This is a genomic window from Novosphingobium sp. UBA6272, from assembly GCF_002440635.1.
In the GTDB taxonomy this organism is placed as follows: Bacteria; Pseudomonadota; Alphaproteobacteria; order Sphingomonadales; family Sphingomonadaceae; genus Novosphingobium.
On sequence record NZ_DJUW01000004.1, the window covers coordinates 44129 to 59527 of the forward strand.

10 protein-coding genes are annotated in these 15399 nt (G+C 62.8%); 4 read left to right on the forward strand and 6 right to left on the reverse strand.

The window, feature by feature from the left end; translation table 11 throughout:
• Nucleotides 1-52 precede the first annotated feature (52 nt).
• Nucleotides 53-1261, forward strand: coding sequence for an MFS transporter (locus B2V17_RS03840; protein ID WP_292995380.1), 1209 nt, complete (start codon nucleotides 53-55; stop codon nucleotides 1259-1261).
• A gap of 91 nt (nucleotides 1262-1352) precedes the next feature.
• Here B2V17_RS03840 and B2V17_RS03845 read toward each other — a convergent pair whose 3' ends face one another.
• The 4 genes from B2V17_RS03845 to B2V17_RS03860 all read right to left on the reverse strand — a co-directional run bounded on the left by B2V17_RS03845 (nucleotide 1353) and on the right by B2V17_RS03860 (nucleotide 9594).
• A complete protein-coding gene (locus tag B2V17_RS03845) occupies nucleotides 1353-2477 on the reverse strand; it encodes a S8 family serine peptidase (protein ID WP_292995382.1) in 1125 nt (374 codons plus the stop codon).
• Nucleotides 2478-2602: 125 nt separating this feature from the next.
• Entirely contained in the window at nucleotides 2603-3268 is a 666-nt protein-coding gene (locus tag B2V17_RS03850) for a hypothetical protein (RefSeq protein ID WP_292995384.1), read from the reverse strand.
• Nucleotides 3265-7854, reverse strand: coding sequence for a cytochrome P450 (locus B2V17_RS03855; RefSeq protein ID WP_292995386.1), 4590 nt, complete (start codon nucleotides 7852-7854; stop codon nucleotides 3265-3267). The genes B2V17_RS03850 and B2V17_RS03855 overlap by 4 nt, the downstream gene beginning before the upstream one ends.
• Nucleotides 7855-7875: 21 nt before the next feature.
• Nucleotides 7876-9594, reverse strand: coding sequence for a tetratricopeptide repeat protein (locus B2V17_RS03860; RefSeq protein WP_292995388.1), 1719 nt, complete (start codon nucleotides 9592-9594; stop codon nucleotides 7876-7878).
• A 79-nt stretch (nucleotides 9595-9673) separates the two neighbouring features.
• Between B2V17_RS03860 and B2V17_RS03865 the strand changes: the two genes are divergently transcribed.
• The gene (locus B2V17_RS03865; protein ID WP_292995390.1) at nucleotides 9674-10519 is read left to right on the forward strand and encodes a hypothetical protein; all 846 of its coding nucleotides are present in this window, start codon (nucleotides 9674-9676) and stop codon (nucleotides 10517-10519) included.
• The gene (locus B2V17_RS03870; protein WP_292995391.1) at nucleotides 10504-11052 is read left to right on the forward strand and encodes an RNA polymerase sigma factor; all 549 of its coding nucleotides are present in this window, start codon (nucleotides 10504-10506) and stop codon (nucleotides 11050-11052) included. The genes B2V17_RS03865 and B2V17_RS03870 overlap by 16 nt, the downstream gene beginning before the upstream one ends.
• 55 nt (nucleotides 11053-11107) lie before the next feature.
• On the opposite strand, the gene B2V17_RS03875 is transcribed toward B2V17_RS03870, so the two are convergent.
• Complete coding sequence (locus tag B2V17_RS03875) at nucleotides 11108-12763, reverse strand: glutamate--tRNA ligase (RefSeq protein WP_292995393.1); 1656 nt, start codon at nucleotides 12761-12763, stop codon at nucleotides 11108-11110.
• A 113-nt stretch (nucleotides 12764-12876) separates the two neighbouring features.
• Nucleotides 12877-13800: a LysR family transcriptional regulator gene (locus B2V17_RS03880; protein WP_292995395.1), complete on the reverse strand. Its 924-nt coding sequence runs from the start codon at nucleotides 13798-13800 to the stop codon at nucleotides 12877-12879.
• A 71-nt stretch (nucleotides 13801-13871) separates the two neighbouring features.
• On the opposite strand from B2V17_RS03880, the gene B2V17_RS03885 reads away from it, so the two are divergent.
• Nucleotides 13872-15371: a CoA-acylating methylmalonate-semialdehyde dehydrogenase gene (locus B2V17_RS03885; RefSeq protein WP_292995397.1), complete on the forward strand. Its 1500-nt coding sequence runs from the start codon at nucleotides 13872-13874 to the stop codon at nucleotides 15369-15371.
• The last annotated feature ends 28 nt before the right edge of the window (nucleotides 15372-15399 follow it).

Genomic DNA, 15399 nt, shown 5'->3' on the forward strand with positions numbered 1-15399 from the left:
GTGATTCGGATCCATAGTGGGCAGGGTAAATGGGAAGCCATGTCGCGGCAAGTTGGCTGGCAAGGCCGACAAGGGGAGAGACAATCTGAATATCAGCGCCAGCCGGGTCGCCGCCCGCAAGCCAAGCCCGTTCGCGTTCACGCTGATCGGCATCGGGGCTGCCACTGCGGCGGCGCACATCGGCAACAATTTCACCACCTATCTTATCGGTGGCCTGATCGACCGGTTTGGCTTCTCGCCTTTCCAGATGGGCGCGTGGAACATGGCCGAAACGCTCAGCTATGCGGCAGCGATGTTTTTGGTGGCGCCGCGCGCGCGGACACTGGACGCGCGGATTCTGGCGATTTTCGCCACTCTGTTGGTTGCCGCAGCGCAGGCCGGATCGGCCTTTGTCAGCGACTATGCGCTGCTGTTCCTCGGCCGGATCGGCACCGGATTTGGGTTCGGGATCATGAACAGCGCGGTCAATCTGGCCGCCGGAAGGGCCGACCATCCGGCGCGCTGGATATCGCTGGGAATTGCATTTCAAACCGTGCTCTATGCGTTGATCGCAATCGCTGTCCCACAGATCGGAGCGGACCACGGCGTCGCTGGGATGTTCCTTGCACTGAGCGGGCTGGCCATGGTGCTGGGCCTGATGTCGCTGCTACTGCCAGGGGGCAAGGACGTGACGCTGGACATGCATGACACGCCAGCCAACCGCCCGATTGGCCCGGAAGGACTGCGGATCATCGCGGCGATGGCTTTGTTTGCATTCGGATCCCTGGCGATCTGGCCATTTATCGAACGTACTGCCAATGCCATCGGGATTCCGGCCACGCAGTTCGGAATCTACCAAAGCATGGCGGTGCTGGCGAGCGCGCTGGCCAATGCCGGTCTGGCCGTGATCATCAACCGGCTGCCGCGCTTTTGGCCGCTGGCCGCCGCATTGGGCACTTGCGGGCTGACCTGCGTCTTGCTGACCACGGTTGCTGGTGAGCTGGCGTTTGCCGCGTCGTTCGTGGCCTTCATGGTCAGCTGGTTCCTGACCTATCCGCTGCTGCTGGGCCTGAGCTATGCCCACGACCAGACCGGACGGCTGGCGGTGATGACCACCGGGTCCTGGCTGCTCGCGCAAAGCTTTGGCTCACTGGCGGCCGGGGGGATTGCCCAACTGTTCGGCGGATATACCCTGATCGGCCCGATCGGGGGCGCGATCTGCGTCCTGGCCGTTTTCGCGGCGATGCCGGTGGCGCGGCGACTTGATGGCAAATCACGGTGAGCCTCAAGGTATGGCAGTGGAACTGCTGCAAAGCCATTAGCATTGGCGCATTGTCCTGGGCCTGCGCGATCGGTCAGGCCCCGGACCGTAGTCACTTCTTTTGAAGGCGAAGCAGCCCTGCGCCAAACACAGGATCGGGTCCGGGAACGCCAAGATCGAGCGCGCGGGCGGCCACGCTGCGGCGCATTGCCGCAGGATCATGGGCTGCGGTGCATTCGCCCATCCGCATCAATGCGCCTGAAACTGCAGCGGTTGCAAAGGAAGTGCCGGAAACCCGGCGAAACCCTCCCGGCACCGTAGCCAGCAGATCAACGCCGATCCCGCTAACGCCGATCTGCGCTCCTCTGGCGGCATGGGCATAGCCCTTCATCCGTTCATCCACCGCGGTTACCGCAAGCGCAGCCGGGTGACGGGCGGGAAACAAGACCGGACTGTTTGGCCCTCCGTTTCCGGCGGCAGCCGCAATGCAAACCCCCTTGCGGCTCAGCGCGTCGAGCAGGCCCGAAAGCAGTCGATCCTCACGCCCGCCGAATGAGAGGTTCAATACATCGGGTCGCAGCTTCCAGGCCGCATCGAGCGCCTTGGCCAGAAAGCGGGTCTGCGAGATTCCGCTGGCCTTCGCCGAGGGATCGAAAGCGGCCAGGCTGACCAGGCGCGCACCTTGTGCCATGCCAGCGACTTCTCCCGTCCCTACCAGCAGCGAGGCTATTGCCGTGCCGTGAGCGGCTGGGGCAGAGCTGGCACCATGGATCGATTGCGCAAAGTGGGCACCCTTCAGCGCCGGACTGGCGATATCGACCGGAGTATCGATCATCGCGATCGTCCCGCTGACCTTCAACTGCTCAGCCCGCGTAATGCCGATCAAGGTGAAGCGCTTCGGCAGTTTCGCAGCCAATGGCTGGAACTGAATGTTGGGCTGGGCCCAATCGACCCCGCGCAGCTTTGCGGCACGCGCTATAACTGCTTCGACTGTGTCGGGTGCAGTCACGGATCCGACAAGCATCACCTTTCCCAGAGCCTCGATCGGACTGACTTCAATCACGGTCAATCGAGCGCTTCTGGCAATTCGGGTGCTTTCGCCCGGAGGGCCGTTGATGACCACAACAACCTGTCCGGCCACCGTGTCCGGGATGGCTTCATCGCGCATTTCCCATGGGGGTGCGGGCGGAGCCTTGGGCTTCTTGCCGCCCAGCTTAATCGAAATGCCAAGGCCCATCCCTCCAGACCCTCCGCTTTGGCTATCGGAACGGGGTTGCCTGGGCTGCGGATCGGGCACGCCAACTTGCGCATTCAAGGCGGTGCCGAGCAATATCAGCAGCAGGGCCGAAGTTGCCGCGCGTTTCATTTCAGTTCCCCGACAAAGGCGACAATCGGCGACCTGGCCAACCTCGCTTTCACTTGATCGGGCTTGGTCGAGGGTTCGTCGATCAGCAAGATCAGACGTCCTTCATCCGGGCCCGCAACGATCGCAACCTGGTGGTCCGAAAGCAGCGTCTCAACATCGGTCCAGGCAGCATCGTCTTTGAACCGGATCACCAGTCTGGCCGAACCCGATTTGCTCGCCTCGTCGCAGCCCGATGCGGTTTGATAGGCGTTATCGCCGGAATTGCGAATGCCCCCACCTGCGATCCAGCCGCCACCTGCTGCAATGGCGAGGGCCAGAGACAGCGAAATGGACGGGCTCCAACGCTGGGGGTTTATGAAGACCAGAGCCTGGGTCAACCTTTCGGATCGGGCTGCTGGCCGAGGTACAGCCGAAATGGCCGCGAGCCGAGCGTTCAGCGCGGCATGCCGCGCTGCAAGGCCGGCATCGCTTGCCGCCAGCTCTTGCTGCATTTTGTCATTAAGTTGCACGGAAAGCGCGCGCACTTCGGCAAGCGCGCGTTGCAGGGCAGGCGATCCCGGCAAAGCCGCATCGATTTGTGAACGGGCCGCGTCGTCGAGTGTTCCGTTCACATAGAATGGCAGCAACTGCTCAAATCGGGCAAGATCTTCGGGATCGGTCATGATGCAGCGTTCCTGATTGCCGCCGAGCGCAGCGCGGATTCGGTCAGCCAGCCCAGAGCCGAGCGGCTGGGCATGAAGAAGTAGCCGCCGCCCATTGTCTGAACGTGGTTTTTCAAGCCGCTGAGTTGCACCGGCCCTGCGGCAGTGGGAATGGTGAAGACGCGGCCGATCGGGCAGCCGCTGGCCGGGTCCAGCGGGTCGCTGCCGGCGATTGGATCCGGTTCACGCGCAAGCCCATGAAACGCGGGAGCGTTGGCCCAAAATTGCTGCACGAATTCGAACTGCCGCTCAATGTCGGCACAGATGCTGGCAAATAGCAGGCCCTTCTCGCCGGTTTCGGCACGGACATAGGTTCGCCCCCTGCGCAGCAGGCGGTGCCGGTTTGTGATCTCTTGTTCCTTGACGTCGCCGGGCTGACGGCTGTCACGCGGATTGGTGCGCCGAATGTGCGAACCAAATGGGCAAGCCAGGCCCTGCGGATCATCTTCGCCATAAACGAAATCGTTGCTGTGCTCGGCCTCACGCGTCGATGCTGACGAGGGAACGTTGACCGGGTTGCCAATCAACGGGCGACCATTGGGCCAACGTCCCATCAGTTTTGCCTTTATCCAATCCTTGTCAGCTGCCTGTCCGGTCAGCCGGTAAAGCTCGCACAGCGCGCCATTGTTCAGCTGATCGGCTGCTGCCTCGACAAAGGCTTCGAAGCCCGCAACATCCTGCTTCAGTTCGCGAAGCACCAGATAGGTGCCGTTCCGCCCCAGATCGCGCGGACCTTCGCTCAGTGATTTTTCCCCGAAATCGGGGAACCGTGATAGATTTGCCTCGATCGGAACAGGCAGCGCCCCGCTTACATCGGCTTCGCGCGGAAGCAGCGGTGAAGGCGGGAAATATCCGGCGGAGTCCTTGTAACCAAGAATGAATTCGCCCGGTTCGACTACGTCGCGCTCGGGCACGCTGCGGATCGAACGGCTGGTCCCGCGGATTACCGGCTGGGATATTCCATCGCGATAGCCGAAATGCTCGAACTCGATCTTTTCGGGTTCGAAAAAGGCCGGAGCGCAGTCGGTTGCCGAAAGCACAGTCCCGCCATGATTGAGCAGCAGCAATTCGTGGACCTGGCGCAACCGTGCCAATTCGGCCGGCGTCGAGGCGTAAAGCATCAGAACCGCTTCGGTACCATCTACGGTATATGGATCGTCCTGCCAGCGCCAATGCTCGGGTCCGCTAGCATGGATGTCGCCATTGATCCTGGCCCGCGCAGCCATGCCCATGCGGTAGGCAGAAGGAAACGCCTCTAGCAGGGTGCCCGGTGCCGTGTTTGGGGCATTGAAACGCGCCATGCCCGCGGCTGAGAGCCCCAGAAAAACAGCTTGCCGCATCGCCGCCTTGGCATCGCGGCGAGCAAGGCCGGAACGATCGTATTCGTCGGTGCTCAACTGCGCGACGCTGCCCATGGTGCTATCGCCGGTCAACGGCCTGTCGCCAAAGGCCACCGTCATTGCATGAGCCAAGGCATACTCGCCCGGCCGGCCCAACGACCGCGCTACCGGCAGCAGCACGCCTTCATCGACCAAGACCGCGAGCTGACCTGCATCGAGGCTCAGTTCGGCCTGCATCGCCTTGCCACGGATCCAGCAAAGCCATTCGCCCAAGGCCTCACCTCCCACGGGCAAGCGCACGGCAAGTGCCACCGAATAGGGCAAGCGCTTGAGTCCTCGGAACACCAATGCCTGCACTTCATCGGTCTCAATCCGGTTGGCGACGCGCGGCATGGAACCGAAACAGCGCAGCCACTCTTCACAATCGGTCGCGCTTTTGGCCAGAGCGACGCCCGAATGGATCAACGCATTGTTGCGGACATGCTCTGACGAGAGCGCCGGAAAACGGGAATACCAGAATGGCACCACCTGCTGCTGGATACGTTCCCAGCGTTTAAAAGCATCCCCATCGTCAGCCCCCATCTTGATCATGAACTTGGTCCGGGGAAAGCCCTGCCAGTTACTCCAAGATGCGGTCTGCCCACGATGAGCCCGCGAGATGAAATCTTCGAGATAGCTTTCCCAGCTGCCGTCAAAGTTCGAATAGAACGCGGCTACATCTGTTCCCGGTAACCGCCACCAGCGCGCGTAGTGGATGGTGCCCATACCGCGGACCAGGCCCGGACGGAACCGGTAAGCAATCAGGTTGCGAATTCCCCAGAGCGCGAAGGCATGGGTAAAGGCGCGGAATGGGCCAGGTTTGATCTTGCCCACCGCCATGATGTGATTCTGCGCGAACCCCGGCGGATTTTCCTTTTCCATGATCGCGCGAAGCTTGCTGAGCGGAGCCTCTGACGTATCGGGCACATCGGTCTTTTCAGCATGGCGCAGCCGCGCCAGAAACAGGCCCACCACCACGGCGATGACCAGCCCGGTGGCCAGAACCGCCTTGGCCAAGGTGGCCAGAACTTTCCAAACCAGCAGTCCCTTGGCCATGGGCCACATGCTCAAGCCAAACAGCACAAGCAAGGCCAGGACCGGCCAAAGCACGATTCGCCCATCGCGCGAAACAAGAAACTTGCCGAGCGCCTTGACGGTGGTTGTCTCGCGATAGGAGGTCAGCTTGAACCGGCCGCGCTCGGCCATCAGGTGAAAGACATCGTATCCCTGAGCCTTGGCCTCGTCGATCAGAGCCAATTGCGCCGGTGTTGCTTCGGCAACGAAGGCCGGATCGTGACGCAACACCCGCCGCAGGTGCGCCAGGGTAAGCATGGGATGGCTGCCGCGCGCGGTCTCGCTGGCGACATAGTCTCTCAGCACGCGCCCGGCAAAGTCGGCAAACCGGGCCTGCTTCTCGACCAGTTTCACCGAAAATTCGCTTAGCCCGTTGTAGTTGAGCCCGGTTGCGCCCCAGGGTTTGCCGTGCAATTCCACGATGTGGCGCTTGAGGAAATGGGCAAGGTCCTCGTCCGGACCCAGCCCGGCCAGAGCGAATGCCGGCCGCAACACATCGCCGGCATCGGCCGCGATTGTCTCAAGCGCACGTTCCGGCGTTCCGTCGACGCTCAGCTCGAACACCAAATGCAAGCCGACATCGGACTGGATTGTTGCCAGCGAGCAGAAATGGACAAGTCCGGTCGCATCCAGTGCTGCCTTGACCGCTGGCCCGGCCGGATTGCCAAAACCGGCGAGGGCCCGGTCAATCACGTCCTTGCTTTCGCTGTTGGCGATCGGGACGATCACCAGAAACATCGACTGCTGGCTGGCGGGCGTGTCCCAGACCATCTCGCGGCTGCGCGGGAACGAACCAATACTGCGCAACCTACCAGCCTTGCCGGGCGATACGCGCAGCCCGTCGCGGCGCAGCAAGGCGGTGAACAGCGCACTGATCTGCTCGATCGCCAGGTGCTTGCCGATGCAGACATGAGACCCGGCCCCAAACACCAAATCGGGGTCTTGCATCGACCCGTCGGGATTGGTTCGATCGATCCGAAAGGTGCCAGGATCGATAACCTCACGCGGATCACGCATCGCCGACATTGTTGAGACCAGCAGGGTGGTTCCGCCCTTGATCGCGCGGAGCCGCCCATCAACCGCCAGGTAAGTATCGCGGGGGGCGTGCCGCCATTGTCCGGGAGATAGCGCCGGCTTCATCCTGCCAGCCTCCAGCACAATCCGCCGCATGGTTTCGCGATCGTTGCTACGCGCAGCCTGGGTTGCCATGGCAAAGGCCTCCGGATGCTCGAGCAACACGGTCAGCATGTTCGATGCCGCCAGCGAATTCGTTGGGATAAATCCTGTCGCCATGCCCATCAGGATCGCGCGCAGTTCTATGTCACTCAGATCATGCTCGTCCTGAATCAGCACGAGGCGCTCGACCAGCGTTTCAGCCCGAACGGGATCGAGCAGGCCGCGGCGGTGATTGGTCTTGGTACGGGCAATCGCATCGTCGAGCACGATGCCAAGCCGTCGCTTGGCGTTCATCGCAAGCTTGCGTACCTCAGGCTTTCCGGTGGGGTCGCCGAACAGCAAGGCAGACAGGGCCACGGTCCAATCGGCAAAGGCATCGACTTCGTCGCAGCTCAGCCCGAAGTAACGCAAGCAGATTTCCGCCGGCACGCGTTTGATCAGATCGCCGACTACATCGATCCGGCCGGCATGGTTTTCGAGCAGGGACTCCGCGAAATCGAACGACCACGCGGCCATCCTTTCGGCATCTTCCCGCCTGACGATCGCACGCAGCACCTTGAGCATCCGGTCATGCGGGGGTCCATCAAGCCCGAGCAGAAATATCGCGCCGTCGCCAAGTTCGCCCATTTCCGGACCGAAAGGAACGTTAAAGTCATCTGGCCGGGAGAGCACCTCGCGGACCTGCTCCGCACGGGTGACGTGCAGCACGCCGCCAAATTTGAGCAACGGCTTGAAGCGCCGTGCAAACGGGTAGATCAGCAAGAGGAGGCGCCGCGCTGCGGCCTCTTTGAAACGAGCCATCCGTCCGCGAGTGGCGATGGCTTCGAAATCGAACGGGCTAAGCGTGCCCAGGCGCTCGTTCTTTTGCGCAGCCTGAGCGGCAGCAATTCCGGCAAAATACTTTATCTTTTTGGGCATGGTGCGTCTCGATCCTCGGCCTCAGTCGGGCCAGGCGGCCGCTTGGTTCAATCCGTCCTTCAGAAAGGTCCGTTTCCCGCCATCGAGGAACGGCATCCAATCGATGAATTCTTCCCGAAATCCGGTCTTGGCGGCGACCAGGTCCGCCAGCGCGGCAGCCGCTTCGGCGCGGCGTTCCAGCAAAACCAAGGCCTTGATCTTGATCACATGCGCCAACCAATAGGCCGCGCGCCGCGCCAGGGCTTGTTCGGCATAGTCCAGGGCAATCTCTGCTTCACCGCAAAACAGGTGAGCACCCGCCAGCTCACCCAGCGTGAAAAACAGATCGTGATCGTTGGGGCTGAGCCGCATCGCAAAGCGCAAGCGTTCGATGGCCTGGGCATGCTCCCCTTGCAGGTGGAGCGCACAGCCCAGCTGCGAATGGGCCATGACCAGACTTGGATTGAGCTCGATCGCCCGGGTTAGCAAGGCACGGGCGCGCAAGGGCTGGCGCAACCACATCTCGGCGATTCCCGCCAGCATATGACCACGCGCATCGTCATAATCGGCAACGATAGCCTGTTGGGCCATTTGCCGCACCTCACGCACGTCATCATCCCCGCCGCGGGTAGCCCAAAGGCTCCACAAGCGAACCCAGGTTGCCTGAATCAAGGCTTCGGACGAACTTGGATCCAGCGCCAATGCGCGATCAAAACAATCCCGCGCGCAAAGCGAGTCCGCCTTTGTCAGGCGATTGAGATGCCAACGCCCGCGCCAGATCAAGTCGCTGACTTCCAGACTGTCTGCGGGTTTGGCGGCCGCCCTGGCCTGCTCGCGCATATCGATCTTCAGGCCAAGGATGGCCGCGATCTGGGCGGGGAGGTCGCCAAGTTCGGGTGCCCAGCCTTCGTCATCCAGTGGCTTCGCAATGCGTTCGGACCACAAGACTTGCCCACTTTCGGTATCGGTCAGGGCAATGGTCAGCACCTGCCGCGGCCCTTCGCCGCGGATCGCTCCCTCAACAATATACCGCGCACCCAGATGCACCCCGACGGCTCTGGCATCGCCGCTTGCGGAAAAGCTCGAACTCCGCGCGATCACCGGAAGCCAGCGCAGTTTGGCCAGACGATTGGTCAAATCTTCGCTCAGGCCCTGGGCCATGACTTCGCGTTCGGAGCTGGTTGGCTGCCAGGTAAATGGAAGGACTGCAAGGGCCGGGCGCTGCGCGAATTCAGCAAGTGGCATGGTCGATGTCGGAGCCGCTGGCACTGGCGCCACTGCAGCATTTTGACGGTCAGCAATCCGCCGCCGTTCTTCACGCAGCCAGTCTTCGAACCCTTCCTCTCCAGCGATATCCAAGCCTTCAAGGAACTCGCCAACTGGTGCGCTGTCAAGCTCGCGCAAGTCAATCCGCACCTTGGTCAGATCGAGCCAGACCCGGTTATAGTCAGACAGTAGCAGATCACCGTTACTGCAAATTGCCTTGCGCAGGTTCGAGAGTTCGCGGCGCAGGCTGGCTTGGGCCTGTTCGGTTCCGCGCGAACCCCACAGCCGGTCCTGCAACCACGTTCGGGTTCGTTCACCCGATCCCGCGCTGGCCAGCATCGCCAGCAGGGCCTGACCGCGCTTGCTCGAAATCTCGACCCGTTGACCGTCGCAGTCCTCGAGGCGGAACGATCCCAGCAATTGCAAGGCAAAACCTGCCTGGAACTCCCCCATCTGCTCCGACCCCTCGTTAGACTGACGGAATAACCCGTTCATTCGAAAATTCACCTTCTTTTTCACGCTCTAAGGACGCTGGATGAACGCTTGGACGACGGCCTTGGCCTAGCTCGATTGCATGAACTTCCAATCCCTTCGTTCGCTTCAGCTCCTCGATCAGGTTGTTGGCCAGTTTGAGACCGGTCGCACCGCCGAGGCCGTCCTCCTGCTGGCCGGAATGCTGGACTCTGCGGTGACCGGTCCAGAAGCGGCCGAGGCCTGGCGCCGCCTGCTTGCAGGGCACCCGGTTAGCCGATTCCTCGGCTCGTCCGACCCCCGCTTGCTGGCCGACCCGGACCCGCAAGGTATTTCCGCCTGGGAGCGCCAACTTCACGCCGCCCAAAGCCAGTTGGGCTTTGTCCGTGGCCTAAGCACGCGGCGCGAACTTGGTGCCAAAGCCGTGGAGACGGCCTGGCAGAAGGGTCAACAAATTGCGCTGTTGGAATGCGGAGAGCTGGGCGAACTGGACCGCCTGCGCGGTCTTGCCGTTGACAACGTCACCCTTGTCCAGCGCGATCGTCGGCGCGGAGAAGCCATCGCAGCCAGGCACGCTCCCCCTTTGCGCGTGCTCAATCCTGCCGAAGCGCAAGGCCTGCAATTCGACCTGCTGCTTGCCACTGCAGATAGCCTGGCGGCGGCTGACCTTGCCAATCAACTGTCGGCCTATGCCGGCCTGCTAACGCCCGGCGCCAGCTTGCTGATCTCCGCGTTTGTGCCCGGCCACCTCGGCGCCGGCTGGCAGGCAGTCTGTTTGGGCCGCGAGCTCGAATGTCACGACGAAACAAGCCTGATTGCGGCAGCCCGGGCCGCCGGGCTGACGATCTCACCATACCGGGATTCAAGCGGCAGCATGATCTGGGCCGTGCTGCAAAGCGCGGCGTCATGCCGCCCAACCACAGGGGAATCGACATGGACATTGCGATAGCCATCCAGGCCATTGCGCGAGAGGATCGCCGCGCGTTCGATGAACTCTACCGTTCGCAGCAGCGGCCGTTGCTGGGGTATGCGCTGGGCCTGCTTGCAGGAGATCGCGAAGCCGCAGAAGATGTTGTCGACGAGGCATTTGTCGACATCTGGAGACAGGCGGCGACTTTCACCGCGTCCGGATCAGGTCAGGGCTGGATCCGCCGGATCGTGAGGAACAAGGCGGTCGATTGGCTGCGCCGCAATGGCAGTGCGCGCTGGGCGCAATTGTCCGACCAGCACGAGCAGCAAGCAGATCAGGATCCTGACCCTGAACACCGGGCTATCACCGCCAACAATGCCGAATGGCTGCGGCTCGCTCTTGCAAGAATCTCCGTCGATCAACGCGAGGCGGTGATTCTGGCCTATTTCGAACAGCGCTCGGTCGCTGAAATCGCCGAGATTCAGGCTTGCCCCGAAGGGACGGTCAAGACCCGGCTGTTCCACGCCAGGCTCAATATGCGCAACCTGCTGGCTGAGAGCTTGAGCTGTTAACGGGTAATCCGCCGCGTGCTAGCCGGGCCCGATACTATCCCCAATGCGCGCTATCTTAGGCGATCCAGCCAGCCGCCGCATCGAGCCGGGCCTTAACCCGGTTGCGCCCCATAACCTGCATGATCTCGTGCAGGTCGGGTGACTGGCGCCGACCGGTCAGAACCACGCGAACAGCTTCGGTCAGGTTACCGAAGTGGCCGATATAGGCCTGCGGATCTTGCTTGAAGACCTTCATGCTGGGGGCATAGCCAAAGCGGCCACCGATCGCGCGCAGCGCTTCAAGCCAGGTATCGCGCTCAACGTTCGGATCGACTTCGTCGGCAATCGCGCGCAGCAACTCGGCTGAGGGCGCTGGCGTGACCGCAGCAAGCGCTTCACGAACATTTGCTTCGTCAGCCGCATAGAGGTCGTCGAAGAAGAAGCTGACGTCGCCGGGCACGGTCGACCAATGGGCCAGGTCCTTGCGGGCCCGCTCATTACCGCGCTCGATGTTGAAAATCGCGGTGGCATAGGCCGGATCGGCCGCAATCCGTGCGCAAAAGTCCGGCGCGTGGATCTCGGCCCAGGCCAGGATCGCGGCATAGACCTCTGCAGCAGTCATCGCCGCAATCCGCTCGCGGCTGATGCTGTCCAGCTTGACGCTGTCGAACAGCGCCCCGCTGCGGCTCATCCGGGCCAGGTCGATTGCGAAGCCCTCGCGTCCTTCGGGATGCTCCGCGCGCCAATCCTCGAACCGGCCGTCGGCCAGGGTCAGTAGATATTCCAGCACCGCTTCCTGGGGATAGCCCTGCTCGACATAGAACGAGACCGAGGCTTCGGGGTCCTTGCGCTTGCTGAGCTTGCGGCGGGAGCTGCCTTCCATCTTCTCGATCGGGGAGATGTGAGCGAACAGCGGCGGCTCCCACCCGAACAGGCCGAACAACTGGGCATGCAGCGGGTAGGACGACAGCCATTCGTGGCCGCGGATCACGTGGGTGGTGCCCATCAACCGGTCGTCGACGACATGGGCGAGGTGATAGGTCGGGGTGCCATCGGCCTTGAGGAGAACCACGTCCTGCTCATTGGACGGGAAGTTCAGGTCGCCGCGGATCACATCGGGCAAGGTAACCTGCGCCGGGCGATCGGCCGGAGCCTTGAGCCGGATCGCGAAGGGCCGGCCTTCGGCCATTGCCTGTTCCACCTCGGCCTCGGGCCGGTCGCGCCACAGCGCCCACTTGCCGTAATAGCCGGGCGGGATCTTCGCCGCCTGCTGCTGGTCGCGGACCGCAGCCAGCTCCTCGGGGCTGGCGAAGCATGGATAGGCCAGGCCGCGTTCCAGCAGGTTGCGAACAAAGGCCTGGTAAATCGGGGTCCGCGCACTCTGGCGATAAGGGCCATAGCTGCCCACTTCATGGCCAACGGTCAGCTCGCCCTCGTCCGGCGACAGGCCGAAATGGCGCAGCGAATCGACGATCAGGTCGATCGCGCCTTCAACTTCCCGCTTCTTGTCGGTGTCCTCGATCCGCAGCATGAACAGGCCGCCGCTCTGGTGCGCAAGCTGGCGCGAGATCATCGAGGTATAGAGCCCCCCGATGTGCAGCGACCCGGTCGGACTCGGCCCGAAACGGGTGACGCAGGCGCCTTCGGGCAATGCGCGCGGCGGATAGCGCGCCTCGATCTCGGCAATCGTTTCAGTGGCCAAAGGAGTCAGGATTTCGGGCTGCATGGACATGGCTTTCAAGGAAAACTGTATGGGTTCGCGGGGAGCATGCGCTCCCGGGCGATTGAGCCCGCGCTATTGGCACCGCGCCGGATGGTTGGCAACCGGGCGGTGCGGCAAGGCCGCTAGTCCGCAGGCGGGAGCAACACTTCACGCTGGCGTTGGACGGCATCGAGCAGCCAATCCTTGCCGGCGCGAATTCGCGCGAGGTTCTGGGTATCCTTGTGCGTTACCAGCCAGAATGAACGCAGGATCCGCCGTTCCGGAAAAACCGCAACCAGCCCCGGGTCGGCATCGCCCATGAAGCAGGGCAAGACCCCGATCCCGGCCCCGCCCGCCAGCAGCCGGTGCTGGGCATTGATGCTGGATGAGCGCAGCCCGGCACTCAGCCCGGGATGGATTTCATCCAAATAGCGCAGCGACGGATCGTAAAGCAGATCGGGAATGTATCCGACCAGGCGGTGGTCGCTTGCCAGATCGGCAGGGCGCTGCGGCGCCCCATGTTCGCGCAGATAGGCCGGAGCAGCATAGAGCCGCAAGGTATAATCGGACAGCTTGCGCGACACGACCGGCCCGGCCTTGGGCCGCGACAGCATGACCGCAATGTCCGCCTCGCGCTTGGACAGGCTGAGAAACCCGCTGGAGGCGACGAGATCGAGCGTGAGGCCGGGGTGAAGCGCGGCGAACTGCGGCACTTCCCGCGCCAGGAACCACGAACCGAATCCTTCCGAAGTGCTGATCCTGAGCGTTCCCGACAAGCCGCCGGTCCCGCTTCCTCCTTCGGCGATTGTGCTCGCTGCCTGGGCCATGGCCTCGACCCGGACCAGCAGCGCTTCCCCGGCTTCGGTCAGCACCTGGCCCTCGCGGGTCTGCTCGAACAGGGTTGCGCCAAGCCTTGCCTCGAGCCGCCGAAGGCGTCGGCCCATGGTGGTGGCATCGACACCCAAAGCCGCTCCCGCCCGCGCCAATTGCCCGGCGCGGGCGATCGCCAGAAAGGCTTGAAGGTCGCTCCAGTCGTTTACCTGCATAATTGCAGGCTTCACTCGCATTTTTGCCGCTTGCCTGCAATACCCGGCGGGTGCAGGGCTGGCGCAAACGGACTCGGGAAGGAACCAGCGCCATGCGTTATGTCGATCACTTCATCCACGGCGGCACGGCCGGTCTTGCCAGCACCCGCAAGCACGCGGTGATGGATCCCAACAACGGCGGGCAGCAGGCCGAAGTCGTGCTGGGCGGCACCGATGCGTTGGAGCGCGCGGTGGCCGCCGCGCAAGCCGCACAGCCCGCCTGGGCCGCGATGAACCCCCAGCGCCGCGCGCGGGTGATGTTCGAATTCAAGCACCTGATCGAGCGCGACATGCAGCCGCTGGCCGAACTGCTGTCGAGCGAACACGGCAAGGTCATCGCCGACTCCAAGGGCGATATCCAGCGCGGGCTCGAAGTGGTCGAATTCTGCTGCGGGCTGCCGCATGTGCTGAAGGGCGAGTTTACCCAGGGCGCCGGTCCCGGGATCGACGTGACTTCGATGCGCCAGCCCTTGGGAATCGGCGCGGGCATTACCCCGTTCAACTTCCCGGCGATGATCCCGCTGTGGATGGGCGCGATGGCGATTGCGGCGGGCAATGCCTTCATCCTCAAGCCCAGCGAGCGCGATCCTTCGGTGCCGGTCAAGATCGCCGAGCTGTGGCTTGAGGCGGGCCTGCCCGACGGCATTTTCCAGGTGGTTCACGGCGACAAGGAAATGGTTGACCTGATCCTCGATCACCCGGCGATCAGCGCGGTCAGCTTTGTCGGCTCATCTGACATCGCCCAATATGTCTATTCGCGCGGCGTTGCTGCCGGAAAGCGGGTCCAGGCGATGGGCGGCGCGAAGAACCACGGAATCGTGATGCCCGATGCCGATCTGGACCAGGTCGTCGGCGACCTGTGCGGCGCGGCCTTCGGCTCGGCGGGCGAGCGCTGCATGGCACTGCCGGTGGTGGTGCCGGTGGGCGAAGACACCGCCGAACGCCTGAAGGCCAAGCTGATCCCGGCGATCGAGGCACTCAAGGTCGGCATTTCGACCGATCCCGACGCGCAGTACGGCCCGGTTGTCACCGCCCAGCACAAGGCCAATATCGAACGCTGGATCCAGACTGCGGTCGATGAAGGCAGCGAACTCGTGATCGACGGGCGCGGCTTCAAGATGCAAGGGCATGAGGAAGGCTACTTCCTTGGCCCGACGCTGCTTGACCGGGTAACGCCGGAGATGACCAGCTATCACAACGAGATCTTCGGACCGGTGCTGCAGATCGTTCGCGCCAAGGATTTCGAAGAGGCGCTCGTCCTCCCCTCCAAGCACCAGTATGGCAACGGCGTAGCGATCTTCACCCGCAACGGCCACGCCGCCCGCGAATTCGCGGCCCGCGTCAACGTCGGCATGGTCGGGATCAACGTGCCGATTCCGGTGCCGGTTGCCTATCACAGCTTCGGCGGCTGGAAGCGTTCGGGCTTTGGCGATACCGACCAGTACGGCATGGAAGGCCTGAAGTTCTGGACCAAGCTCAAGAAGATCACCGCCCGCTGGCCTGACGGCGGCGGCGATGGCAGCAACGCGTTTATCATTCCGACGATGGGGTGATTGCCTTGAAGTGGCTCAAGAGCATTTT

Excerpts from the sequence above, each read along its gene's own strand:
- B2V17_RS03845 (WP_292995382.1), bottom strand. The coding sequence starts at position 2,477 with ATGGGCCTTGGCATTTCGATTAAGCTGGGCGGCAAGAAGCCCAAGGCT.
- B2V17_RS03875 (WP_292995393.1), bottom strand. The coding sequence starts at position 12,763 with ATGTCCATGCAGCCCGAAATCCTGACTCCTTTGGCCACTGAAACGATT.
- B2V17_RS03885 (WP_292995397.1), top strand. The coding sequence starts at position 13,872 with ATGCGTTATGTCGATCACTTCATCCACGGCGGCACGGCCGGTCTTGCC.
- B2V17_RS03860 (WP_292995388.1), bottom strand. The coding sequence starts at position 9,594 with ATGAACGGGTTATTCCGTCAGTCTAACGAGGGGTCGGAGCAGATGGGG.
- B2V17_RS03855 (WP_292995386.1), bottom strand. The coding sequence starts at position 7,854 with ATGCCCAAAAAGATAAAGTATTTTGCCGGAATTGCTGCCGCTCAGGCT.
- B2V17_RS03865 (WP_292995390.1), top strand. The coding sequence starts at position 9,674 with ATGAACTTCCAATCCCTTCGTTCGCTTCAGCTCCTCGATCAGGTTGTT.
- B2V17_RS03850 (WP_292995384.1), bottom strand. The coding sequence starts at position 3,268 with ATGACCGATCCCGAAGATCTTGCCCGATTTGAGCAGTTGCTGCCATTC.
- B2V17_RS03870 (WP_292995391.1), top strand. The coding sequence starts at position 10,504 with ATGGACATTGCGATAGCCATCCAGGCCATTGCGCGAGAGGATCGCCGC.
- B2V17_RS03880 (WP_292995395.1), bottom strand. The coding sequence starts at position 13,800 with ATGCGAGTGAAGCCTGCAATTATGCAGGTAAACGACTGGAGCGACCTT.